Genomic DNA, 23,995 nt, shown 5'->3' with positions numbered 1-23,995 from the left:
GGCCAGTCGGACGCCACCGGCAACTCCCCCGGTTCGCACCTGCACTTCGAGGCACGGGGCACGCCGGGGTCGGGCGCGGCCCATGCCGTGGCCGCTCAAGTACGGGGTGGAGGATCCGGCTTCGGTCTTGGCGGTCGTGGTTACGGTCGAGCCGCCAGCAGCCGCTCGATCACGACCGCGACGCCGTCGTCGTTGTTGGCGACGGTTCGGCCGGAGGCGGCCGCGACGACGTCCGGGTGTGCGTTGCCCATGGCGTACGACTGGCCCGCCCAGGTGAGCATCTCGACGTCGTTCGGCATGTCCCCGAAGGCGACGACCTCCTCGTGGGAGATACCGCGTTCGGCGCAGCACAGGGCGAGGGTGCTGGCCTTGGAGACGCCCGGGCCGCTGATCTCCAGCAGGGCGCTGGGGCTGGAGCGGGTGATGGTGGCGCGGTCGCCGACGGCGATGCGGGCTGTGGCGAGGAAGGCGTCGGGGTCGAGCGAGGGGTGGTAGGCGAGGATCTTCAGGACCGGCTCGTCGTCGGCGACACCGCCCGGGGCCAACAGTTTCTCGGCGGGCGCGAGGGTGTCGGGGACCTCCATGTGGAGCTTCGGGTACTCGGGCTCCTGGTTGAAGCCGTACGTCTGCTCGACCGCGTACACGGTTCCCGGCGCGGCCTCGCGCAGCAGCCGCACCGCGTCGAGCGCGTTTTCCCGCGCCATTGCACGGACCTTGACGAAGCGGTGGGCGCCCGGGCCGCCGTGCAGGTCGACCACGGCCGCGCCGTTGCCGCAGATCGCGAGGCCGTGGCCGTGGACGTGCTCGCTCACGACGTCCATCCAGCGGGCCGGGCGGCCGGTGACGAAGAAGACCTCGATACCCGCCTGCTCGGCGGCCGCGAGAGCGGCGACCGTACGGGGGGAGACCGATTTGTCGTCTCGGAGCAGGGTGCCGTCGAGATCCGTGGCTATCAGCCGGGGCGGGACGGTCGGGGCCGGGGTCTCGGGCTGTCTCGTCGCTGAGGTCACGGATCCCATTCTCGCGTATATGCGCGCACGGTTGTGCGAACGCCCGCACGGGTGAGTGTTACCGTCCCATGCGCCTTGGTTCTACCTGCGCGGATACGGCCCGACTGCCGTGTTCTGTTGCGACCGTCACGATCACGCGGGCTCAGGACAGCTGGGCCGGTGCCTCCATGGCGATCTGCTCGAACAGCTTCTCGTCCGCCGCGAAGTCGGAGTCCGGGATCGGCCAGTGAATCACGATGTCGGTGAAACCCAGCTCCGCGTGTCGGCCCGCGAAGTCCACGAACGCGTCCACCGACTCGAGCGGTCGACCGCGGTCGGGGGTGAAACCGGTGAGGAGGATCTTGTCGAGTCCGGCCGCGTCACGTCCGAGCGTGGCGGCCGTGACGGCCAACTTCTCGACCTGCCCGCGAATGGCTTGAATCGACTGTTCAGGGGTGCCCGTCTCGTACAGCTTGGGGTCCCCCGTGGTCACCCACGCCTGCCCGTACCGGGCTGCCAGCCGCATCCCGCGCGGCCCGGTGGCGGCCACGGCGAAGGGCAGCCGGGGCCGCTGGACACAGCCGGGGATGTTGCGTGCCTCGTGAGCCGAGTAGTGGTCGCCCTCGTACGACACGGAGTCCTCGGTGAGCAGCCGGTCGAGCAGGGGTACGAACTCGGCGAACCGGTCGGCGCGCTCGCGTGGCGTCCACGGCTCCTGGCCGAGCGCGGTGGCGTCGAAGCCGGTGCCGCCCGCGCCGACACCGAGGGTGATCCGGCCGCCGGAGATGTCGTCGAGGGAGATCAGTTCCTTGGCGAGAGTCACCGGGTGGCGGAAGTTCGGCGAGGTCACGAGGGTGCCGAGGCGCAGACGGTCGGTGACGGCGGCCGCGGCGGTCAGGGTCGGTACGGCGCCGAACCACGGCCCCTCGCGGAAGGTCCGCCACGACAGGTGGTCGTATGTGAACGCGGTGTGGAACCCGAGCTGCTCGGCCCGCTGCCAGGCCGCACGGCCCCCCTCGTGCCAGCGGAGGTACGGCAGGATCACGGTGCTCAGACGCAGACTCATACACCGAGCGTAAGCGCAGCCGCGGGGTCCGGATTACGTGCGTCGGGCCCGGCCAGGGCTCAGCGCGACTCCGGAAAGCGCAGGTAGTCGGGCGGTACGGCCTCGGTCAGCCAGACGCCGTTGTCGCTGACGCGGAAGACGTGGCCGTCGCGGTGCATGGCGCCGGCGTCCACGCAGAGCACGACGGGGCGGCCGCGGCGGGCGCCCACCCGGGTGGCGGTCTCGCGGTCGGGCGACAGATGCACGGCGTGGCGGTTCATCGCGCGCAGGCCCTCGGCCCGGATCGCGCCCAGATAGGCCGCCACGGTCCCGTGGTAGAGATACGGGGGCGGGGTCGCCGAGGGCAGGCCGAGATCGACCTCGACGGTGTGGCCCTGACTGGCGCGGATGCGGCCGTCCTCGACGGCGAAGCGTCGTTTGTCGTTGAACTCGACCACATGGTCGAGCTCCGCCCTGGTGAAGCGGAAGCCATGTGCGGCGGCCGCCTCGATGAGCGTGTCGATCTCTACCCAGCCGGCCTCGTCGAGCGTGAGCCCGATCCGCTCCGGCTGGTGTCGCAGGTGCTTCGAGAGGTATTTCGACACCTTCACGGTGCGTCGTTCGTCCATCTCGCCAGCGTGCCCGGCGAGACACGTGTCACGCACCTGATTTTGATCCGAATGTTTGATCCACAGCCAAGTGGAGTTATCCACAGGGGAATTGAAGATTCTGTGGACAACTAACCGTCTGGTTCAGGGCTATTGGGTAATTCCGCTTCCTTTGTCGCGCCTTGCAGTGAGCGCGTCCAAGGTGCGTGACTGTACCTCCCGTTCGGCCGCCGCCGTAATGAAAGCCGCAGTCTGCTCGGGACCAACGAGCTTCTCCACGGCCCGCATCGTGGACACCGGGATCCTTACCGAGCACGACTCCTCCGAGCGCTCGGCGGGGGCCTCCGAGTCGAGGTGCCGGCGCAGCTGTCGGGTGGCGAACAGCCGCATCGCCCGGGCGAGTTCGGCGTCCACCGTCTGCTGTGCGAGCGGTCGTAGCCGTCGTACGAGTGCCGCGGCCTCGGCCGCTTCGGATTCCGTCGGCGGCTGGTGCCGCCCCAGGTAGCGCGCGAAAACGTGCTCGGTGGTGAAGTCCAGGAAACGGGCGGCGATGTGCTCCACCTGGCCTCTCAACTCCCGCAGATGGCCCGCGATCGCGGACAGCGGGACCCCGGTCCCGTGCAACTCGGCGGCCACCGCCAGCTCTTGGGGGCTCGGTACGAGGAAAAGGTCCTCCTCGCCAGGCACGGGCTTCAGTACGCCGAGCTCGACCGCGTCCGCCACGGCAGCCTCGTCCGGAGCGCCGCCGAACCGCGCGACCAGGTCGGCCCGCGATATGCGTACGGCCTCCTCGTCCGTCCACGGCCCGTCGACCTCCGCGACCAGGCCGAGGACACCACCGAGGCCGCGGCCCGTGTCCCACGCCTCCAGGAGTTCCTTGATGGAGGCCAAGGTGTAGCCGCGGTCGAGGAGGTCGGCGATCTGGTGCAGCCGGGTCAGGTGGGCGTCGCAGTACACGTTCGCCCGGCCGCGCCGCTCGGGCCGGGGGAGCAGTCCGCGGTCCTGGTAGGCGCGGATCGTACGAACCGTGGCGCCGCTGCGGTGCGCCAGGTCCTCGATGCGGTAATCGGCCCCGGGCGATTGGTCGTTCACGGTCCTCCTGCCTCCTTCTTCCCTCGCCCGCCACGCTTCCGGCGAGCTCCGGGAGGCGTAGTGCTCCGCCCTGTGGTCGTGGTGCCCGGCTCGAGGGGGCTCACAGGGGCGGTTCCAGGCGGGCGAGTGCGCGCAGAGCTCTCGGGGTGAAGCGGGACATGAGGCGGCCGCCGCGGGCCTCCGCGGTGACGGGGACGACGGCCTGATTGCGTACGACCGCGCGCAGGACGGCGTCCGCGACCTTCTCCGGCGGGTAATTCCGCAGCCCGTACAGCCGAGCGGTCCTCTGTTGGCGGCGCTTCTCCTCCTCGGCGTCGACGCCGACGAAACGCGCGGTCGAGGTGATGTTGGTGTTGACGATGCCGGGGCAGATCGCCGAGACTCCGATGTCTCTCCCGGCCAACTCCGCGCGCAGGCACTCGCTGAGCATCAGCACGGCAGCCTTGGAGGTGCTGTACGCGGGCAGTGTCCGGGAGGGCAGATACGCCGCCGCCGAGGCGGTGTTGACGATGTGGCCGCCCTGTCCGCGCTCGGCCATCTGCTTGCCGAAGAGCCGACAGCCGTGGATGACACCCCACAGGTTGACGTCGAGGACCTTCCGCCAGTCCTCGGGGGTGGTGTCGAGGAAGGACCCCGAGAGCCCGATCCCCGCGTTGTTCACCAGCACATCCACCACGCCGTACTCGGTGGCGACCTTCGCGGCGAGCTTCTCCATGGCCTGCTCGTCGCAGACGTCGACGGTCTCGGCCCAGGCTTCGGGTGCGCCGATCAGCCGGGCCAGCTCCGCGGTGCGGGCCGCGCCCTCCGTGTCCCGGTCGACGGCGACCACGCGTGCGCCGGCCTCGGCGAACGCGAAGGCGGTGGCCCGGCCGATGCCCCCGGCCGCGCCGGTGACCAGCACCAACTGTCCACCGAACCGGTCCGCGTACTTTCCGGTGGCCACCGGCGCGGTCCGCCCGCTCTCGGTGGCGGTGACGAACTCGGTGATCCAGGCGGCCAGTTGGTCGGGGCGTGTGAGCGGGAGCCAGTGCCGGGCGGAGACGGTGCGGCGGGTCAACTGCGCAGCCCACAGCTCCAGTTCGTCATTGAGGTGCTCGGACAGGAACGTGTCGCCCAGGGGCGTGATGAGCTGGACGGGCACGTGCGCGTACGCGTCGTCGCGGGGCTTGCTCAGGCGCGCCCGTACGTTGTCGCGGTACAGCCATGCTCCGTGCGCCGCGTCCGTCGGAAGCGATGGTGCGGTGTAGCGCCCCGGGGGCAGCTTTTCGCTCCGCTGGAGCAGTCCGGGCCACTGTTTGCCCAGCGGACCGCGCCAGGCGAGCTCGGGCAGCACGGGCGTGTGCAGCAGATAGACGTACCAGGACCGGGCGCCCTGGCCGAGGAGCCGGCCGATCCGGCGTGGGGTCGGGCGCTTGACGCTCTGTTTGATCCAGTGGCCGAAGTGATCGAGAGAAGGTCCCGACATCGAGGTGAAGGACGCGATGCGGCCCTCGGTGCGCTCGACCGTCACGAACTCCCAGCCCTGCACCGACCCCCAGTCGTGGCCCACCAGGTGCACGGGCCGATCGGGGCTGACCGCGTCCACGACCGCCAGGAAGTCGTCCGTCAGCTTCTCCAGCGTGAACCCGCCGCGCAGGGGCCGCGGTGCCGTCGAACCGCCGTGGCCGCGGACGTCGTACAGCACCACGTGGTAGTGCTCGGCGAGGCGTACGGCGACCTCGGACCAGACCTCCTTGGAGTCGGGGTAGCCGTGCAGGAGCACCACGGTCGGCTGCACCGGATCGCCCAGTTCGGCGACCGACAGTTCGACTCCGTCCGCGCGCACCCGTCGCTCCCGCGCGCCTTCGAGCGCCACCGCACGCCTCATGTTTTCCCCCTCGCTCATCGGCACTTCTCCTCCGCCCACCGCCGGACGTGGGGCAGGTCGTCGTCCAGCCAGAACGCGCTCTCCTCGTGGTCCTTGGAGTCGGTGACGACCAGGATCTCCTCGAACTTCGCGCCCGTGCCCCGGAAACCGAGGTGCGGTTCGACCGCCCACAGCCCCGCCCGCGGCGGGTGGTCGGAGAACCGGTACGGCGACCACAGCGGTGACCAGCCGTCGCGGTGCCCGTGCAGCGCGTCGGCCGCCAGCCCCTTCAGTGACTGCGTACCGAACCCGAAGAGATGCGGTGACCAGCGCCGCTCCTTCACCCGGTCCACCTTGTGCGCGATGACGCCGAAGGGGTACGCGCGATGCCGGTTGGCGTATCCCTGGCGGACCATGAGCCGGTCCACGTCCGCGTAGATCTCACGCAGCGGCCGCCGCTCGCGCACCTCGCGCAGGATCAGGTCGCGGTGCGCCTCCAGGTCCGCCATCAGCTTGTCGTGCAGGGGACTCGGGCCGAGGCAGCCCGAGTAGCCGATGTCCGCCGTGTAGCCCTTGTATATGGGGGCCATGTCGAGGATGAACGGCATGCCCGGCTCGAGGCGGCGGTCGGTGGGGAAGAACTGCAACGGTATGCGGAAGTTCACGAACGCCGTGCGGTCGCCGAACCAGGCGAAGGGCAGATGGAACCAGTCCTGGACCCCGCGCTCGCGCAGCCAGCGGCGCTGCATCCGTGCCGCCTCGCGCTCGGTCACGCCCGGCTTCAGCTGCGCCGCGACCGCTTCCGCGCACTCGTACGCGAGGGTCTGCACCTGCCGGAACCGTTCGAGCTCCGTCGCGCGTTCACCCTTCACCGCCGAGGTCATGCCACCGCCTCCACCCGTCCTTCGTCGACTGCGGTCCGTGTTCGCAATGTGACACTGGCGAATGTGACAGTCATTGGAGGCTGCGTCAATCGGGGTGTGCTGCACCTGTGGAAAACCGGTCGGGCGCGAGAACTGTGGAAAGCTGGGGGAACGAAACGGGGAAGCCGGCCGTTCAACTTCACGGTGACCGTGGGGCTTTGGTCTCGTGGCGGCCGTCGCGGCTCGGCGTTCGCGCCTTCCGTTGTTCGACCTCAGGGTGACCCCTAGGGGGACCGGCGGCTGATACCCCCTACGGGCCCGTACGACTCGAGAGTGAGACGCAGACAGCTCTGCGGGGTGACGACCGCCACGTCCGGCAGCCCTAATGTCGAATTCGTGACTGTGATCGCGACCGAAAGCCTGAGCAAGCGGTTCCCGAGGGTGACCGCTCTTGACCGGCTCTCCGTGGACATCGGACCCGGTGTGACGGGACTCGTCGGTGCCAATGGCGCCGGCAAGTCCACACTGATCAAGATCCTGCTGGGTCTCTCCCCCGCCACGGAGGGCCGTGCCGAGGTGCTCGGACTCGACGTCGCGAGCAAGGGCGGCGACATCCGGGAGCGCGTGGGCTACATGCCGGAGCACGACTGCCTGCCGCCCGACGTCTCGGCCACCGAATTCGTCGTCCACATGGCCCGCATGTCGGGGCTCCCGCCGACCGCCGCACGTGAGCGCACCGCGGACACCCTGCGCCACGTCGGACTGTACGAGGAGCGGTACCGCCCCATCGGCGGCTACTCCACGGGTATGAAGCAGCGCGTGAAGCTCGCCCAGGCCTTGGTGCACGACCCGCAGCTGGTCTTCCTGGACGAGCCGACCAACGGTCTGGACCCGGTCGGCCGCGACGAGATGCTCGGACTGATCCGCCGCATCCACACCGACTTCGGCATCTCCGTCCTGGTCACCTCCCATCTGCTCGGCGAGCTGGAGCGCACCTGTGACCACGTCGTCGTGGTCGACGGCGGAAAGCTCCTGCGGTCCAGCTCCACCAGGGACTTCACCCAGAGCACGGCCACGCTCGCCATCGAGGTCACGGACACCGACGAGCACCCCGACGGCACCGGCGCGCTGCGCGAGGCGCTCCACGCGCGCGGGGTGACCGTCTCGGACGGCAGCGGCCTCCCGGGCGCCGGGCACATCCTGCTGCTCACCGCCCAGGGTGAGGAGACCTACGACCTGGTTCGCGACGTCGTCGCCGACCTGGGCCTCGGCTTGGTCCGCATGGAGCAGCGCAGGCATCAGATCGCCGAGGTGTTCAAGGACAGCGACGAGCAGGCGAACGCCCATGGTTCGCAGGACGCACGGAAGGAGGCGGTCGGCCATGGCGGTTGAGCAGACCCGGGCACAGGCCCCGGCCCGCGTCGGCGAACAGCCCACACACGCGGGCGAACAGAGCCGCATCCACAACATCGGCTATCGCAACTACGACGGCCCCCGCCTGGGCCGCGCCTACGCCCGCCGCTCGCTGTACTCGCAGTCCCTGCGCGGCGCCTACGGACTCGGCCGCTCGGCCAAGTCCAAGGTGCTGCCCATGCTGCTCTTCGCGGTGATGTGCGCCCCCGCCGCCATCATGGTGGCGGTCGCGGTCGCCACCCAGGCCAACGACCTGCCCATCAAGTACACCGACTACGCGATCATCATGCAGGCGGTGATCGGCCTGTACGTCGCCTCCCAGGCACCCCAGTCCGTCTCACGCGACCTGCGCTTCAAGACCGTGCCGTTGTACTTCTCGCGCCCGATCGAGACCGCCGACTACGTCCGCGCGAAGTTCGCGGCACTGACCTCGGCGCTCTTCATCCTCACCACCGTGCCGCTGATCGTTCTCTACGTGGGCGCGCTGCTGGCCAAACTCGACTTCACCGACCAGACCAAGGGATTCGGGCAGGGACTGGTGTCCGTGGCACTGCTGTCGCTCCTCTTCGCCGGTATCGGCCTGGTGATCTCGGCGGTCACTCCGCGCCGCGGCTTCGGCATCGCCGCCGTCATCGCCGTCCTGACCATCTCCTACGGGGCTGTGTCCGTCGTCCAGGCCATCGCCGACGTGCAGAACAGCGGTGACGCGGTGCCCTGGCTCGGCCTCTTCTCACCCATCACGCTCATAGACGGTGTGCAGACGGCCTTCCTGGGCGCCACCTCCAACTTCCCGGGTGGTCATGGGCCGTCCAGCGTGCAGGGAGCCGTCTACCTCCTCGTCGTCCTGGGTCTCATCGTCGGCTGCTACGGCCTGCTGATGCGCCGCTACCGAAAGGCCGGGCTGTGACCACGCTCAACATCGACCACGTATCGCGCTGGTTCGGCAATGTGGTGGCGGTCAACGACGTCACGATGACGATCGGTCCGGGTGTCACCGGCCTGCTCGGTCCGAACGGCGCCGGGAAGTCCACGCTCATCAACATGATGGGCGGCTTCCTCGCCCCCTCCACGGGCTCCGTCACCCTCGACGGCCGGCCGGTGTGGCGCAACGAGCAGATCTACAAGCACATCGGCATCGTCCCCGAGCGCGAGGCGATGTACGACTTCCTCACGGGCCGTGAATTCGTCGTTGCTAACGCCGAGTTGCACGGACTCGGCGCGAAGGCCGCCCAACGGGCGCTCGCCACGGTGGAGATGGAGTACGCGCAGGACCGCAAGATCTCGACGTACTCCAAGGGCATGCGCCAGCGCGTGAAGATGGCGTCCGCGCTGGTCCACGAGCCGTCCCTGCTCCTGCTGGACGAGCCCTTCAACGGCATGGACCCACGCCAGCGCATGCAGCTCATGGACCTGCTGCGGCGCATGGGCGGCGAGGGCCGCACCGTGCTGTTCTCGTCCCACATCCTCGAAGAGGTGGAGCAGTTGGCCGCCCACATCGAGGTGATAGTCGCCGGGCGGCACGCGGCGAGCGGCGACTTCCGGCGCATCCGGCGTCTGATGACCGACCGTCCGCACCGATATCTGGTGCGCTCCAGCGACGACCGGGCCCTGGCCGCCGCGCTGATCGCCGACCCGTCGACCGCCGGGATCGAAGTGGACCTGACCGAGGGCGCGTTGCGCATCCAGGCCGTCGACTTCGGCCGGTTCACCGCCCTGTTGCCGAGGGTGGCCCGGGACCACGGCATCCGTCTGCTCACGGTCTCACCGTCGGACGAGTCCCTTGAGTCCGTCTTCTCGTATCTCGTCGCGGCGTAGGAGGCCGAAGATGTACGACCCCACAGTCGCCCGGCTCACCTACCGGGCCCTGCTCGGCCGCCGTCGGGCCCTCATCCTCGGCGCGCTGCCCCTGCTGCTGATCGTGATCTCCGTGGCCGTGCGCGCCTTGAGCGGCGCGGACGACCAGGTGGCGGCTGACCTCCTCGGCGGGTTCGCGCTCGCCACGATGGTGCCGATCATCGGCGTCATCGCGGGCACGGGTGCGATCGGGCCGGAGATCGATGACGGCTCGGTGGTGTATCTGCTGGCCAAACCGGTGAAGCGGCCGACGATCATCCTCACGAAACTGATCGTGGCGATCGCGGTGACCATGGCGTTCTCGGCGATACCGACGTTTCTCGCGGGCCTCATCCTGAACGGCAACGGACAGCAGATCGCGGTCGCCTACACGGTGGCGGCGCTGGTCGCCTCGATCGCCTACGCGGCCATGTTCCTGCTCCTCGGGACGGTGACCCGGCACGCGGTCGTCTTCGGGCTCGTGTACGCGCTCGTGTGGGAGGCGTTGTTCGGGTCCCTGGTGGACGGTGCGCGCACGCTCAGCGTTCAGCAGTGGGCGCTCGCCGTGGCTCAAAAGGTCACCGACGGCGACCTCGTGACCTCCGACGTGGGGCTGCCGACCGCGGTGATCCTGCTGACCGTCGTCACGGCGGGCGCGACCTGGTACGCGGGGCAGAAGCTGCGGACGCTGAAACTGGCCGGGGAGGAGTGACGGGACCCTCCGGGGCTGCTCGGTGGCCCCGGAGGACGGTCCCTCGCGGATCCCCCGGGCATCCGACCAACTATTGATCTTGACAGGGGCTTCACATACGGCCGGGCACACTGGGCGAAGGGGAGCGATGGGGCATACGCGGCCAGGAAGGGCGGCCCGAGGGCAGGAGGAACGGGATGACAGCGGAGGTGTCGCCCGACGGCGGCGAGGAGAGTCGGGCCGAGGGCGAAGACGTCTGGGGCGACGTCGTGTTGGACGAGGACTTCATACGCTCCGCGGAGACGGCCGAACCGTCGGCGCGGGCCCGGATGCTCGCGGCGCGTTGGCGGGAGCAGGCACCCGACCCCCAGCCGTGGCGGTCGGACGAGCCGCCCGCCGGGTGGTTCTTCAGCAAGGCGCGTCGGCGCAGGTGGCGCCGTCGGTGAGCGTGTCGCGCGGCGGACGGGCGTGCGGTGGATATTCGGTGGCGGGCAACTCGGCCGCAGGGCAGAGTGGTTGATGTTCCGGCCGTCGGCTCGAGCCGACGCCATGTTCTGGGAGAGGAGCCCGGCGATGCTGTACATCAGGCGCAGTACGTCGAGTTCCCGACAGGGCAGCCCGCGGCGGGTTCCGGAGTAGTTACCCCTCCGTCGAGTCCGCTCCCTCGGGACGCTGCCCGGGGCGGCCGCTTCGAGCGCGCGATTCGCTTCGCGTGGGCCGCCCACCCGGAGGATTGGCCGAGTGGTAAGGCACCGGCTTGCTAAGCCGTGGTCGGGTGTTAAGCCCGCGCACGTTCGATTCGTGCATCCTCCGCCGGTTCGCTGTCGCTGTGACTTGGCCGGATTCTTGGCCTTGGCGTACGTGTAGGAGGGCCCGGGGTTTGATGCCTGGGCTGTGAGCGCGTTTGGTCAACGCTCCCGGGCTGCTGCTGGGCGGGGGTTGGTCGCGCTTGCCGACACTGACAGGGTGCCGCTGCGCCCACCCTCCCCCGCTCTCGACTTCGCTCGAGCGGGAGGTACCCCCGTCGCCCCAACGGCACGATTGCCCGCAGTTGTAGCGGGGGCGAGCACGGCGATGTGGCCGTCAGGGCAGCAGGCGTTCCAGGATCTCTGCGATGCCGTCTTCCTCGTTCGAGGAGGTGACTTCGGTGGCGATGGCCTTGAGGGTGGGGTGGGCGTTGGCCATGGCAACCCCGTGGGCGGACCAGGTGAGCATGGGGATGTCGTTGGGCATGTCACCGAAGGCGATCGTGTCGGCGGACTTCAGACCGAGGCGGCGGGCGGCCAGGGAGAGGCCGGTGGCCTTGGTGAGGCCGAGGGGGAGGAGTTCGACGATGCCCTCGCCGGCCATGGCGACGGTGACGAAGCCGCCGGCGGCCTGGCGGGCGGCCTCGGCGAGTTCGTCGGAGGTCATCGTGGGGTGCTGTATGTAGATCTTGTTCAGCGGCGCTGCCCAGAGGTCGGACACGTCCGTGAGCGGGGCGGTCGGCAGCGAGCCGTGCAGGGCGTAGCCGGGACCGACCAGCACTTCGCCCTCCAGGCCCGCGCGGCTGGCGGCCAGGTACAGCGGGCCGGCCTCCGCCTCGATCTTGGCGAGGGCCACGGCGGCGAGCTGCCGGTCCAGGGTGACGGCGGTGAGCAGGCGGTGCTCTCCGGCGTCGTAGACCTGCGCGCCCTGACCGCAGACCGCGAGCCCCTGGTAGCCGAGGCCGTCGAGGATGTGCCGGGTCCAGGGGACCGCGCGGCCGGTGACGACGATGTGGGCGGCGCCCGCCGCGGTGGCCGCGGCGAGCGCCTCACGGGTGCGCTGCGAGACCGACTCGTCGGAGCGCAGGAGCGTTCCGTCGAGGTCGGTCGCGATCAGCTGGAAGGGAAAGCCGGAAGCAGCGGCCGTACTCACTTGGCTACCGGCTCCAGGACCTCGCGGCCGCCCAGGTACGGGCGCAGGACCTCGGGGACCCGGACGGAGCCGTCGGCCTGCTGGTGGTTCTCCAGGATCGCCACGATCGTGCGCGGGACGGCGCACAGCGTGCCGTTGAGCGTGGCAAGCGGCTTGACCTGCTTGCCGTCACGCACGCGGATCTGCAGACGGCGCGACTGGAATTCCGTGCAGTCGGACGTCGAGGTGAGCTCGCGGTACTTGCCCTGGGTCGGGATCCACGCCTCACAGTCGAACTTGCGCGAGGCCGAGGAGCCGAGGTCGGCGGAGGCGACGTCGATGACCCGGAACGGCAGCTCCAGCGACGTCAGCCACTGCTTCTCCCACTCCAGCAGGCGCTGGTGCTCGGCCTGCGAGTCCTCAGGCGCGACATACGAGAACATCTCGACCTTGTCGAACTGGTGGACGCGGAAGATGCCCCGGGTGTCCTTGCCGTGCGAACCGGCCTCGCGGCGGAAGCAGGGCGAGAAGCCCGCGTAGCGCAGCGGGAGGCGGTCGGCGTCGAGGATCTCGTCCATGTGGTACGCGGCCAGCGCGACCTCGGAGGTGCCGACCAGGTACAGGTCGTCCTTGTCGAGGTGGTAGACGTCCTGGGCGGCCTGGCCGAGAAAGCCGGTGCCGGCCATGGACTGCGGGCGGACCAGCGCCGGGGTCAGCATCGGCGTGAAGCCGGCGGCCGTGGCCTGGGCCATCGCGGCGTTGACGAGGGCCAGTTCGAGGAGGGCGCCGACGCCGGTCAGGAAGTAGAAGCGCGAGCCGGAGACCTTCGCGCCGCGTTCGACGTCGATGGCGCCGAGGAGCGTGCCGAGTTCCAGGTGGTCCTTCGGCTCGAAGCCCTCGGCCGTGAAGTCGCGGATCTCGCCGTGCGTCTCCAGCGTGACGAAGTCCTCCTCGCCGCCGACGGGGACGTCGGGGTGCACGAGGTTGCCGAGCTGGAGAAGCAGCTCCTGGGTCTCGGCGTCGGCCGCGTCGCGCTCGGCGTCGGCCGCCTTGACGTCGGCGGCGAGCTGGCTCGCCTTCTTCAGCAGCTCGGCCTTCTCGTCGGCGGAGGCCTTGGGGATCAGCTTGCCGAGCGCCTTCTGCTCGGCGCGGAGCTCGTCGAAGCGGACGCCGGAAGACCTGCGCCGCGCGTCGGCAGAGAGGAGGGAGTCGACGAGCGCGACGTCCTCTCCACGGGCGCGCTGGGACGCGCGCACACGGTCGGGGTCCTCACGGAGCAGGCGAAGGTCAATCACCCCTCAAGGCTACCGGTGAGTGGTTCCGGCCCACGACTTGGATTTGCAGTACGTCGGATTCGGGGCGATATGGGCGGAACGTTCATCGCGGTAGCGGGTGTGGGGGAGAGTCAATGAATTGTGTCTCAACCCCCTGAAAGGGGACACCGTGGTGTCCTTGGTTGACCCTATTCCCTTGTGGCGTACGAGACTTGGGGACTGAGTATCCACAGAAATCCACAGCGCCGGAGAGTTATCCACAGGCTGTGCGAAAGATCTGTGGACTTCGGGGATGCTCGTTTCGGAAGGTGGTCGTCGACTCGAGGATTCCCGAGTCAAACCACCCTCGCGCCCCCTTTCGGGTGGATCCATGTGGAAATGGGTCGCCCTAAAGGATTGACTGAAGGAAACGCGGGGACGAAGGGTGACCTACAGAGGTGTGGGCACAGTCGGGCCCTCGAGGGCGATTTGTCGACTGAGTGGCGTTGTGTTGTCGACTTGTCCCCAGGTCGAGAAGCCCACCTGTGGATAACTCCTGTGGATAAAGAAAATCAGCAGGTAGGACCGGCGGGTGCGTGGCCGTCGGGTGACCTAGAACCGACCGTCCTGGCAGCGCGCCACCCAGTCCGCCGCGCCCACGAACTCGTCGTCCGAAGTGCCCGGCAGGGTGGGCCGGATCTTCGCCACCTCGGCGTCCGCGCGCGGGTACGAGCCGAGGAAGCGCACCTGCAGGCAGACCCGCTTGAGCCCCATCAGCGCCTCGGCCACCCGGCGGTCGGAGATGTGGCCCTCGGCGTCGATGGCGAAGCAGTAGTTGCCGATGCCCGCGCCGGTCGGGCGGGACTGGAGCAGCATGAGGTTGACGCCGCGGACGGCGAACTCGCCCAGCAGATCGCGCAGTCCGCCGGGGTGGTCATCGCGCTGCCAGATGACGACGGAGGTCTTGTCGACGCCGGTCGGGGCGGCGGGCCGGGCCGGGCGGCCGACCAGGACGAACCGGGTCTGGGCGTTCTCCGCGTCGTGGATCTCGGTCTCCAGGGCCACCAGGCCGTACCGGGAGGCCGCGAACTCGCCCGCAAAGGCGGCGTCGTAGCGGCCCTCCTGGACGAGGCGGGCGCCGTCCGCGTTCGAGGCGGCGGACTCCCAGACGACGTCCGGGGGGAGGTTGGCCTTCATCCAGTTGCGGACCTGGGGCTGGGCGGCCGGGTGGGCGGTGACCGTCTTGATCTCGGAGAGCTTTGTGCCCGGGCGGACCAGCAGGGCGAAGGTGATGGAGAGCAGCACCTCGCGGTAGATCATCAGCGGGTCGCCGGCGACCAGTTCGTCGAGGGTGGTGGTGATGCCGCCCTCGACGGAGTTCTCGATCGGGACGAACGCGGCCTCGGCCTCGCCGTTGCGGACGGCGTCGAGGGCGGCGGGGATGGAGATCATCGGGACGAGCTCGCGGGTCGCGGACTCCGGCAGCGTGCGCAGGGCGACCTCGGTGAAGGTGCCCTCGGGGCCGAGGTACACGTAGCTGGCTGGCATGGCTTCACCCTAATGGGCCTTGTGAGACACCGGCGCACGCGTGCCGCCTTCACCACCCTGGAGGGCGATGTACGGCCCTGGGGGGGGCGCCGTCACGCCCCCGGCACTCGGCACCGGTGGACGACTGGTCGGTCAGGGCAGTCCTACTAGCCCTCCAGCAGTCGCTGTCCCACGTACTCCCCCTCCGCCGCACCCCCCGGCGCTGCGTACAGGCCGCTGGACTCGTGGCGGATGTACTTGGAGAGGGCGTCGCCGCGGTCGAGTTTGCGTTGGACGGTGACGAAGCCGCGGACGGGGTCGGCCTGCCAGCAGATGAAGAGTAGGCCGGCGTCGGGGACCCCGTCCGCGTCGATGCCGTCGTGGAAGGAGAAGGGGCGGCGGAGCATGGCCGCGCCGCCGTTCTGGTCGGGGCGGCTGATGCGGGCGTGCGCGTTGATCGGGACGAGGAGATTGCCCTGGGAGTCGGTCTTCTCCAGATCCATCTCCGTTGTCTCGGTCGCCTTTGTGCCCCCGCTCAGCGCGGCGCCGTCGGACTTCCGGCGGCCGATGACGTCCTCCTGCTCCTTCAGCGAGAGCTGGTCCCAGTCGTCGAGAAGCATGCGGATCCGGCGTACGACGGCGTAGGAGCCGTTGGCCATCCACTCCGGGTCGCCCGAGGTGCTCGGTGAGGCGGACGCGGGTACGAAGATCCGCTCGTTGAAGTCGGACTCGGTCGGCTTGGGGTTGCGGGTGCCGTCGACCTGGCCCATCAGGTTCCGCGCGGTCATGGGGTGCGCGGTGGCGCCCGGTGAGCGGTTGAAGCCGTTCATCTGCCAGCGCACGCGCGCCGCGCTGCCCGCGTCCTTCTGGATCGCGCGCAGGGCGTGGAAGGCGACGAGCGCGTCGTCGGCGCCGATCTGTACCCACAGGTCGCCGTTGCTGCGTGTCCTGTCGAGCTGGTCGGAGGAGAAGTCGGGCAGCGGGTCCAGGGATTCGGGACGCTGCTTCTCCAGCCCTGTACGGGCGAAGAAGCTGTGCCCGAAGCCGAAGGTGACCGTCAACGACGAAGGGCCCGCGTCGCGGGCTATGCCCGTGTCGTCCTGGGCGGAGGCCTCTCCGGCCATCAGCCGCCGGGCCGTCTCCGACCAACGGCGCAGCAGGGCGGCCGCCTCCTTGCGTCCGGCGCCGGCGGCGAGGTCGAACGCGATGAGGTGGCCGCGGGCCTGGAGGGGTGTCGTGATCCCGGGCTGGTGTTTCACGTGAAACATCACCTCGTTCGCGCCCAGGAAAGACAGCGGGGTGACCTTCGAGGACGAGTCCGAGGAGGAGGCCGCCCCGTACCCCGCGCCGGCGCCGGCCGCGCCCAGGGCGAGACCGGTCGCACCGGCGGTGCCGAGCAGACGGCGGCGGGAGATTGTTCCGCCGGGGGGTGGGCCGGTGTCGCCGTCTCGCCGTAGCTCCGGAGCGTCCGTGGGCGACTGCGGGCCGTTCGTGGTTGTTCGCACCCGCGCGGCGGTAGCCGCATTTTTCCCACTGCCCGGCGCCCCCAGGGAGGTGGAGTTCCCCTTGCCGGTGCGGTCCCCGGTGATGTCGTTCCCCCCGCGGGGGCCCGTCGTGGACTGGTCAGCCATGATCTCGTTCAGCCGATCTGCGCGTTCTTGCTTACGGTCACCTGGTCGATGTCGGACGTCCGTACGGTGACCTCGATCTTCCAGTCGCCCGCCATGGGGATCTGTACACCGTTCGCCGTCCAGTGCCCGGTGGCGATGCGGTCGGGGACCACGGGCAGGGGGCCGATCTTCTTGGCCTCCTGGGTGAAGGCGACCTTCACCTCGGGGATGTCGAAGGCCTTGCCGTCGGATCCCTGCACGTAAATGTGCATCTCGTTGGCGCCCGTGCGCGCGGGGTCGAGCTCCAGTCGGGCGACGCCTTGGCCGTTCTTGCCCCCGGTGTCGAACGGGATGTCCAGCGTCAGTGCCCCTGAGGGGTCAGAATCCTGCGCCACGGCCGCCTTCGCCGCCTTGGCCTCCTCCACCGTGCGCCCCGGCTCGGTGGAGGTCAGGGCCGTGGTGATGGCGAGGAGCACGACGGCGACGCCCGCCTCCGCCAGCACCGACCGGCGCAGGCCCGTACGGCCCGGATCGGCGTTTCGTATCCGCTTCTCGCGCGCGGCGGTCATCGCGGCCCGCTGCCGGGCGAGTTGAGCGGCGCGCGCGGAATCGCCACCACCGTCGGGGGCGCGCTGGCTGTCGCCAGCACTGTCCGTGGTGCCCTCGGAAGCGCCACCACCGTCAGCGGCGCGTCCGGAATCGCCACCGCCGGCACCGGTGCGCGCGGCCGCCGGCTCCTTCTCCTCGACCACGGTCTCCACGGCGGTCGGAGCCTCAGCCAACTGCGCCGTCCAACGGCGCGATATCCACGCGATGCCGACGAGCACGGCGACCAGGCCGATCTTCACGAGGAGCAGTTGCCCGTATGCCGTGCCGGTCAGCGCCGACCAGGTGCCGACCTGCCGCCAGGACTGGTAGATGCCGGTCGCGGCCAGGACGAGCACACTGCCGAACGCGACCCGCGAGAAGCGTCGTACGGCCGCGGTCTCGATCTGGGCGTCGGCGGGCGCCCGGAACAGGGCCACGAGCAGGGTCGCCAGACCGCCCAGCCAGGTGGCGACCGCCAGCAGGTGCAGCACGTCGAGCGGCATCGAGATGCCCGTCTGGATGCCGGTCGAGGCGTGCTCGGCCATCGCCCAGCTCGCGGCAAGCCCGACGGCGACCACACCACCGCCGATGGCGAGCCCGAAGGTGAGGTCCCTCCTGAGGGAGTCGGCGTCCTCCGCCGAGTCTGCCGTGTCCTCCGTGTCCTCCGTGTCCTCCGAGTCTGCCGAGTCCTCCGAGTCTGCCGAGTCCGCCGTGTCCGCCGTGTCCTCGGAGTCGTCGAACTCCTCGTCCCGCCGCGCATACGCACCGAACAGCACCGCGACGAACAGTGCCGCCGCGGCGAGCAGCAGCAGGCGGGACACCAGGGCCGCGCCCGTCTTCGTCTGGAGGACCTGGCCGAGCAGGTCCAGGTCGAAGATGTCGCCGAGCTTGCCGGAGCCGGTGTACGAGCCGCGCAGGAGCAGCATCGCGAGCGTGGCGGTGGTCAGCGCGAGCCAGCCGGAGACCACGAGTCGCTGCACGGGCCGTACCCCGGCACCGCGCTGCCAGCAGGCAAGCACGAAGGCCGCGCCGCCGACCAGCAGGATGAAACCGGCGTACGACAGATAGCGTGCGAACCCGTAGAGGCCCCCGACGGTCCCGCCGCCGACGGTCTGCTCGGATACCGCGACCGTCGTCTTGGAGGGCGCCCCGATGGAGAAGGTGAAGGCGCCCGAGACGGGGTGGCTGTCCGCCGAGACCACCTGGTAGGTGACGGTGAAGGTGCCGTCGGGCAGGCCGGCGTGCAGTTTCACCCCGTAGCTGTTGCCGCCGAGGTCGGCGATGTCACCGGTGTCGACCTGCTTGCCCTTGGGGTCGTACACGCGCACCGCGCCGTCGGACAGCGCGATCTTCTCGGAGAACGTGAGCGACACCTGGGACGGTGCCCGTTCGACCACGGATCCCTGCTGCGGGTCGCTGCCGGTCAGCGCGGCGTGCGCGGAGACCGGCACGGCTCCGGCGAGCAGCGTGCCGAAGGCGGCGAGCAGCAGCAACAGCAACGGCCTCAACCGGCTCAACGGTGATACCTCCCTCAGTGCCCGCTCGTCGGCTGATACGTCGCCGACTTCACGGGCATCTCGACCGTGACGGCCTCGGACTTGGTGAAGTTCAGCCGCAGGGACACCGTCTCGCCTTCCTTCGGCTTGCGCTTCAGGTTCTCGAACATGAGGTGGCTTCCGCCGCTCGCGAGGACGAGTTCACCCCCGGCCGGGACCTTCAGGGCCGCCACCTCCCGCATCGACTGCCCGGTCGTCTCGTGGACGGTGACGTCCTGGGCGAGGTCGCTGGTGACGGAGGTGAGCTCGTCCGCCGTGCCGCCGGTGTTCTTGATGACGAGGTAACCGGCGGCCATGGAGTCGGTGACGGGCTGCGGCATGTAGGCGGACTCGACCGACAGCTTGGCAGCAGAGGAGTCGGAGGAGCCGGAGGAACCACAGCCGGTGAGGACGAGTGCGGCGGCCGCGATCAGGACGGGTCCGGCGGGTCCGACAAGTGGCCTCACGGGTTCTGGCCCTTGAGCAGCTTCGGCAGGTCCTTCTCGTACTCCTGCACGGTCGTGTCATCGTCGTACAGCACATAGCCCCCGTCGGTCTTCGGCGAGAACGCGATGACCTGGGTGCCGTGCTCGGAGACGGTCTTGCCGTTCTTGTCCTTCGTCGGCGGGGCGATGGAGATGCCGAGGGTGCGGGCGCCGGCCTGGATCTTGTCGAAGTCGCCGGTCAGACCGACGATCTCGGAGTCGATGCCCTTGAGCCACTTGCCGAGCTCCGCCGGGGTGTCCCGCGCCGGGTCGGTGGTGACGAAGACGAGCCGGAGGTTCGCCAGCTCCGACTTCGACAGCTTCTTCGACACCTCCTTCTTCGCGACCGCGAGGTTGTTCATGGTCAGCGGGCAGACGTCGGGGCAGTTGGTGTAGCCGAAGTAGATCAGCGTCGGCTTGCCCTTGGTCTCCTCGCGGAGGTCGTACGACTTGCCCTGCGTGTCCGTGAGGACCAGGTCCGGCTTGGTGAACGGCTGGTCGAGGACCGTGGCCGCCTTCCGCGGTCCGGTGTCGGAGACCTCGGCGACCGACGTCGTGGAGTCGTCGCCGGTGCCGCAGGCGGAGAGGGTGAGGACGGACGCGACGAGCAGGGTGCCGACCGCGTACCTCTTCTTCATGTTCTTTTTCTTCATGTTCGTGCTCATATGAGTCCCAGATGTTCGAGCCCCGGCGCGCACAGGGGTGTACGCCGTCGCGGACAGTCGTACGTACGGAGTCCGCGCGCGCCGAGGGGAGGGGGCGGGAAACCGGAGGCCGGAGGCTCAGGCGTTGGTGCGGCGGCGGCCGGCCAGGACGCCGTACGCGACGCCCGCCGCACCGACGACGATGCCGACGACAGCGAGCACGCGGGCGGTGGTGTCGCTGGTGGCGGCGGGCTCGGCGGCGGTCTCGTTCGAGGCGGCCTCGGCGTCCTCGCCGGCGTCCTCCGACTCGTCGGAGGCGGTGGACGCGCCGGACGAGCCGTGGTGGTCGTCGGACGCGGCGGACAGCGCGAGCACGGGCGCCGGGTTCTCCGGCTCCTCCTGGCCCTCCTGCGGGACCTCGATCCAGCGGACGACTTCCTTGTTGGAGTACGTCTGGAGGGCCTTGAAGACCAGTTCGTCGGTGTTCTCGGGGAGCTGGCCGATGGAGACCGGGAACTTCTGGAAGAAGCCCTCTTTGATGCCTTCCCCGTCGGCGGTCCAGGTGATCTTGGAGACGGCCTCGTCGATCTGCTCCCCGTGCAGTTCGACCGGCTTGTCGAGCTTGGCCCTGGTGACCTCGATCTTCCAGCCGGGGACGGCCTCCGGCTGGGCCGAGGCGAGCGGGTGGTCGGTCGGGAAGTTCACTTCGAGCTTGGTGGTCGAGGCGTCGTCGCGCTCGTTGGGGACCTTGAAGTTGACGGTCGCGTATCCGCCCTTGGCCGCCGTGCCCTCCGCGGCCACGCTGACGTGCGCGAACGCGGGACCGGACAGGACGAGGACGGCGGAACCCGCGAGGGCGCCGACGGCGGCGACACGCGAAGCCTTCATGACTGTACGAGAAGCCTTCATTACGGTACGAGAAGCCTTCATGGCTGGTGACACTCCACAGTGAGTGAGGAAGAGAACAGGGGTACACGCGTGTGCGCGTGTGTGCCGCACGACGGCGTCCCCGGATGTGTGGAGTGAGCAGGCCGTCGTGTCAGGCGGCGAGGGCGAGCCCGGCGGTCGGCGGGCCGCGCCGGATCAGCGTGTGGTGGAGGGCGGTCGTACGCAGGGCGGGCGGGACGGCGTACGTGGTACGAGGGGCGCGCGATACGGCGTCCGGCGCGACCGGGAGCCCGGACCGCAGGGCCCGCGCCAGCGCGAGCGCCCCGCGCAGGGACCGTACGGACCCCGCGAGCGGTTCCTCGTCCGACAGCCGGACGAGGCGCAGCAGCGCCAGGTCGCCGTGGCGGAGCAGCCATCCGGCGGCGACGGCCGCGAGCACGTGCCCGAGCAGCATGGGCAGGGACGGCAGGAGGGCCGCCGAGGAGTCCGGCGCGGTCGCCATGGCGTCCGCCGGGTGGTGCGCGATGTGTGTGCCCACTCCGGCGTCGACGAGGATCTGCCTGGCCTGCGCGGGGCTCAGCGCGGCGGCGGTCGTCCCGCACACGAACCGGGCGGCGCGTTCGACGAGGGCCGCGTCCATGGCCTCGGCGGCCTTCGACGCGGTGGACGCCGTGGCCGTCGTCCCGTGCTGGCCCAGCCCGAACAGGGTGTGCAGCACGGTCTGGCCCACGGCCAGGACCGCCGCGATGCCCGGCAGTGAGCGCTCCCGGCCGGCCAGCACGGCCGCCACGGCGAAGACCCCCACGAATCCGACGCCGAGCGTCCACAGCGGGACCGTCGCGCACGAGGCGAACGAGTGACCGACCCCGGCCAGCACGACGCAGACCGCGGCGAACACCGCGGCCCGCAGAACCCGGAGATCACCTCCGGCGTGCGACCGGCGCGGGGCGCCCGGCCGGCGTGGGTGGGGGGCAGTCATGGCGGGGCCATCATCCCATCGGGGGGTCCCGCCCGGTGCGCCGGGTGCATGCGCGTCAGGGGGTGGGGTGTTTCTCACGTTTGGCGGCTGCGGGTCGGCTGTGATTGATCGCGCCCACGCGGCGGAGCCGCACATCGAAACAGCCCCGCGCCCCTTTTCGGTGGCCAGGAGTGCAGAGTGAGACCGGTGATCAGGAAGATTTCGCTCCGCATACACCGATTGTGACGGGCACGCATCCGCCGTTCGGACGGCAGGACCGGTTCCGGGCGATTGCGCGACGGCCTCCGTGGCAATACGTAACGGTATGTCGAGCCGCGGCCGGGAGGCTGGAGCATGAGCATCTGGTGGTCACTCCATTTGCGGCGTGAGGCTGCGAGCGTGCCGCTCGCCCGGCGGCTGCTGCTCGGCACGATGGAGACCGCGGGCGTCGACCCGGACGTGTCCTACGACCTTTCCGTCGCCCTCAGCGAGGCCTGTGCCAACGCCGTCGAGCACGGCGGAGCAGCCTCGGCGGGCGGCACCTCGGAGGCGTACCGGGTCACCGCCTATCTGGACGGCGAGAAGTGCCGTATCGAGGTGGCCGACTCCGGCCCCGGCTTCCCGCACCGCCCACCGGTCCGCCCGGTGCCCGCCCACGCCGACGCCGAGCACGGCCGCGGCCTCGGTCTCATCCGTGAACTCGCCGACCACGTCCACATCGGCAACAAACCGGGCCGGGGCGGCGCGGTGGTCAGCTTCGACAAGATCCTCAAATGGCGCGAGGACGCACCGCTGGTGGCGGTGTAGCGGGGTCCGTACGCGGCGATGCGGCGCCCGTACGTGTAGGCGGGGCGTGTTCGTCGTGAAGACCCGCCGACTACCGGGCTCGGAGCCTTACGCGGTCTGGGCCGGGTGGCCGTCCGGCTGCATACTGGCCGAATGGGGGAGTTGGCGACCAGCACGGACGTCCGCCGGTGAGGGGGATCAAGCCGACGGCCGACGGAACGTCACGGGAACCGGCCGTCATGCCCGGTGCGTTCGAACAGCGCGTGATCCGCGAGCACATGATCCCGGGTCGTACGGCCGTGGTTCGCCGTACGCCCATGTCGGCCTGGACCGCGGCGCGCTCGTGCGGCCGCACACCACCCAGCCCCGAGCCGCCGTCGGCCTGCGCGCCCCCGGTGCTCGTGGAGGTGACCTCCCCCGGTGCTCCCCGCCGAAGGCGGACGCGGCCCGAAGCCCATGCCCGCCGCGGTGGTTGACGACCGTTGACGGCGGGGATTGGCGGGACACATGGGCGCAACGGGACGACAGGGGATGGCGATGCAGCGAACGGTGCGTACCCGTACGTCGGACGGGCGACGGCTGGCGGTGGAGCAGTACGGGGATCCGTCCGGCCGACCGGTGTTCCTGCTGCACGGCACCCCCGGCAGCCGGCTCGGCCCCGCGCCGCGCGAGACGCTGCTGTACCACCTGGGCATCCGGCTGATCGCCTTCGACCGCCCCGGATACGGCGATTCGGACCGACTGCCGGGCCGCACGGTGAGCGCGGCCGCCGCCGATGTGCGGTGCATCGCGGATGCCCTGGACATCGACCGCTTCGCCGTGGTCGGTCGCTCGGGGGGTGCCCCGCACGCGCTGGCCTGCGCCGCGCTGCTGCCGGAACGGACGACACGGGTGGGCGCGCTGGTGAGTCTCGCCCCCAGGGACGCCCCCGGGCTCGACTGGTTTGAAGGCATGACCGAGTCGAACGTGCGTGAGTATGTCAACGCCGACATCGGCCGGAGCCGGGTGACCGCGACGCTCGGGCGCCGCTCACGGTCGATCCTCGCCGACCCGGCCGCGTCGATCGCCGAGATGACCAGCAGACTTCCCGAGCCCGACCGGCGGGTCGTCGCGGACGCCGGGATCCAGCACATGCTGGAGCGCAACTTCGCGGAGGGGCTGCGCAGTTCGCCCGACGGCTGGGTGGACGACGTGATGGCGTTCAGCACGGGGTGGGGCTTCGAGCTGGGCTGGATCAACACCCCCGTGAAACTCTGGCACGGCGAGGACGACATCTTCGCCCCCGTCGAGCACACCCGCTGGCTCGGCCGGAACATCCCGGACGCGGAAGTCGAGATCGAACCGGACGCCGCCCACTTCGCCGCGCTGGAAGTCCTGACCCGCGTCCTGAACTGGGCCGCGTCCTGAACTGGGCCGCGTCCTGAACTGGGCCGCGTCCTGAACTGGGCCGCGTCCTGAACTGG

At 70.1% G+C, this 23,995-nt stretch carries 22 protein-coding genes and 1 tRNA gene; 8 read left to right on the top strand and 15 right to left on the bottom strand.

Translation table 11 applies throughout. The features are described 5' to 3' along the window. Positions 1-140: 140 nt before the first annotated feature. From CES90_RS10055 to CES90_RS10030, 6 genes are all read right to left on the bottom strand, one after another. Positions 141-1,010 (bottom strand): HAD family hydrolase, encoded by an 870-nt coding sequence (locus CES90_RS10055; RefSeq protein WP_189780925.1) that lies wholly within the window; start codon positions 1,008-1,010, stop codon positions 141-143. Positions 1,011-1,152: 142 nt separating this feature from the next. Continuing rightward, positions 1,153-2,055, bottom strand: coding sequence for an LLM class flavin-dependent oxidoreductase (locus CES90_RS10050; RefSeq protein WP_189780926.1), 903 nt, complete (start codon positions 2,053-2,055; stop codon positions 1,153-1,155). Between the two features lie 59 nt (positions 2,056-2,114). Next, positions 2,115-2,663 carry an RNA 2'-phosphotransferase gene (locus CES90_RS10045; RefSeq protein ID WP_189780927.1) on the bottom strand — a complete coding sequence of 183 codons (549 nt, stop codon included), beginning with the start codon at positions 2,661-2,663 and terminating at the stop codon, positions 2,115-2,117. 129 nt (positions 2,664-2,792) lie between these two features. After that, entirely contained in the window at positions 2,793-3,734 is a 942-nt protein-coding gene (locus CES90_RS10040; protein WP_189780928.1) for a MerR family transcriptional regulator, read from the bottom strand. Positions 3,735-3,834: 100 nt separating this feature from the next. Next, positions 3,835-5,619 (bottom strand): SDR family oxidoreductase, encoded by a 1,785-nt coding sequence (locus CES90_RS10035; RefSeq protein ID WP_189780929.1) that lies wholly within the window; start codon positions 5,617-5,619, stop codon positions 3,835-3,837. Beyond that, entirely contained in the window at positions 5,616-6,464 is an 849-nt protein-coding gene (locus tag CES90_RS10030; protein WP_189780930.1) for a M24 family metallopeptidase, read from the bottom strand. The genes CES90_RS10035 and CES90_RS10030 overlap by 4 nt, the downstream gene beginning before the upstream one ends. A gap of 381 nt (positions 6,465-6,845) precedes the next feature. On the opposite strand from CES90_RS10030, the gene CES90_RS10025 reads away from it, so the two are divergent. The 6 genes from CES90_RS10025 to CES90_RS10000 all read left to right on the top strand — a co-directional run bounded on the left by CES90_RS10025 (position 6,846) and on the right by CES90_RS10000 (position 11,193). Beyond that, positions 6,846-7,835, top strand: a complete 990-nt coding sequence (locus CES90_RS10025) for an ABC transporter ATP-binding protein (protein WP_189781102.1) — start codon at positions 6,846-6,848, stop codon at positions 7,833-7,835. Next, positions 7,825-8,763, top strand: a complete 939-nt coding sequence (locus tag CES90_RS10020; protein ID WP_189780931.1) for an ABC transporter permease subunit — start codon at positions 7,825-7,827, stop codon at positions 8,761-8,763. Before CES90_RS10025 ends, CES90_RS10020 begins: the two co-directional genes overlap by 11 nt. Beyond that, positions 8,760-9,671 carry an ABC transporter ATP-binding protein gene (locus CES90_RS10015; RefSeq protein WP_189780932.1) on the top strand — a complete coding sequence of 304 codons (912 nt, stop codon included), beginning with the start codon at positions 8,760-8,762 and terminating at the stop codon, positions 9,669-9,671. Before CES90_RS10020 ends, CES90_RS10015 begins: the two co-directional genes overlap by 4 nt. 10 nt (positions 9,672-9,681) lie before the next feature. Continuing rightward, positions 9,682-10,401 (top strand): ABC transporter permease subunit, encoded by a 720-nt coding sequence (locus CES90_RS10010; protein ID WP_189780933.1) that lies wholly within the window; start codon positions 9,682-9,684, stop codon positions 10,399-10,401. Between the two features lie 176 nt (positions 10,402-10,577). Continuing rightward, positions 10,578-10,826, top strand: a complete 249-nt coding sequence (locus CES90_RS10005; RefSeq protein ID WP_189780934.1) for an SGM_3592 family protein — start codon at positions 10,578-10,580, stop codon at positions 10,824-10,826. 281 nt (positions 10,827-11,107) lie between these two features. After that, positions 11,108-11,193: transfer RNA gene (locus CES90_RS10000), tRNA-Ser, on the top strand. Positions 11,194-11,463: 270 nt separating this feature from the next. On the opposite strand, the gene CES90_RS09995 is transcribed toward CES90_RS10000, so the two are convergent. The 9 genes from CES90_RS09995 to CES90_RS09955 all read right to left on the bottom strand — a co-directional run bounded on the left by CES90_RS09995 (position 11,464) and on the right by CES90_RS09955 (position 21,767). Further along, a complete protein-coding gene (locus CES90_RS09995) occupies positions 11,464-12,279 on the bottom strand; it encodes an HAD family hydrolase (protein ID WP_189780935.1) in 816 nt (271 codons plus the stop codon). After that, positions 12,276-13,553, bottom strand: a complete 1,278-nt coding sequence (gene serS / locus CES90_RS09990; protein ID WP_189780936.1) for a serine--tRNA ligase — start codon at positions 13,551-13,553, stop codon at positions 12,276-12,278. Before serS ends, CES90_RS09995 begins: the two co-directional genes overlap by 4 nt. Before the next feature lie 570 nt (positions 13,554-14,123). Beyond that, a complete protein-coding gene (gene pheA, locus CES90_RS09985; protein ID WP_189780937.1) occupies positions 14,124-15,059 on the bottom strand; it encodes a prephenate dehydratase in 936 nt (311 codons plus the stop codon). Between the two features lie 146 nt (positions 15,060-15,205). Continuing rightward, positions 15,206-16,669, bottom strand: a complete 1,464-nt coding sequence (efeB, locus tag CES90_RS09980; protein ID WP_229913588.1) for an iron uptake transporter deferrochelatase/peroxidase subunit — start codon at positions 16,667-16,669, stop codon at positions 15,206-15,208. 8 nt (positions 16,670-16,677) lie between these two features. Beyond that, on the bottom strand, positions 16,678-18,753 hold the full coding sequence (locus CES90_RS09975) for a copper resistance CopC/CopD family protein (protein ID WP_189780938.1): 2,076 nt from the start codon (positions 18,751-18,753) through the stop codon (positions 16,678-16,680). Between the two features lie 14 nt (positions 18,754-18,767). Next, entirely contained in the window at positions 18,768-19,238 is a 471-nt protein-coding gene (locus CES90_RS09970) for a copper chaperone PCu(A)C (RefSeq protein ID WP_189780939.1), read from the bottom strand. After that, a complete protein-coding gene (locus CES90_RS09965; RefSeq protein ID WP_229913589.1) occupies positions 19,235-19,909 on the bottom strand; it encodes an SCO family protein in 675 nt (224 codons plus the stop codon). The genes CES90_RS09970 and CES90_RS09965 overlap by 4 nt, the downstream gene beginning before the upstream one ends. A 129-nt stretch (positions 19,910-20,038) precedes the next feature. Next, the gene (locus CES90_RS09960) at positions 20,039-20,788 is read right to left on the bottom strand and encodes a YcnI family copper-binding membrane protein (RefSeq protein ID WP_189780941.1); all 750 of its coding nucleotides are present in this window, start codon (positions 20,786-20,788) and stop codon (positions 20,039-20,041) included. A gap of 151 nt (positions 20,789-20,939) precedes the next feature. Then, positions 20,940-21,767: a hypothetical protein gene (locus tag CES90_RS09955; RefSeq protein WP_189780942.1), complete on the bottom strand. Its 828-nt coding sequence runs from the start codon at positions 21,765-21,767 to the stop codon at positions 20,940-20,942. A gap of 333 nt (positions 21,768-22,100) precedes the next feature. On the opposite strand from CES90_RS09955, the gene CES90_RS09950 reads away from it, so the two are divergent. Together CES90_RS09950 and CES90_RS09945 are read left to right on the top strand one after the other, a co-directional pair. Next, the gene (locus tag CES90_RS09950) at positions 22,101-22,553 is read left to right on the top strand and encodes an ATP-binding protein (protein ID WP_189780943.1); all 453 of its coding nucleotides are present in this window, start codon (positions 22,101-22,103) and stop codon (positions 22,551-22,553) included. A gap of 516 nt (positions 22,554-23,069) precedes the next feature. After that, entirely contained in the window at positions 23,070-23,939 is an 870-nt protein-coding gene (locus tag CES90_RS09945) for an alpha/beta fold hydrolase (RefSeq protein WP_189780944.1), read from the top strand. The last annotated feature ends 56 nt before the right edge of the window (positions 23,940-23,995 follow it).

Origin of the sequence: Streptomyces capitiformicae (genome assembly GCF_002214185.1) — a bacterium.
In the GTDB taxonomy this organism is placed as follows: Bacteria; Actinomycetota; Actinomycetes; order Streptomycetales; family Streptomycetaceae; genus Streptomyces; species Streptomyces capitiformicae.
Note: the sequence above shows the minus strand (reverse complement) of the source record. Positions and strands in the feature narration are given on the sequence as shown.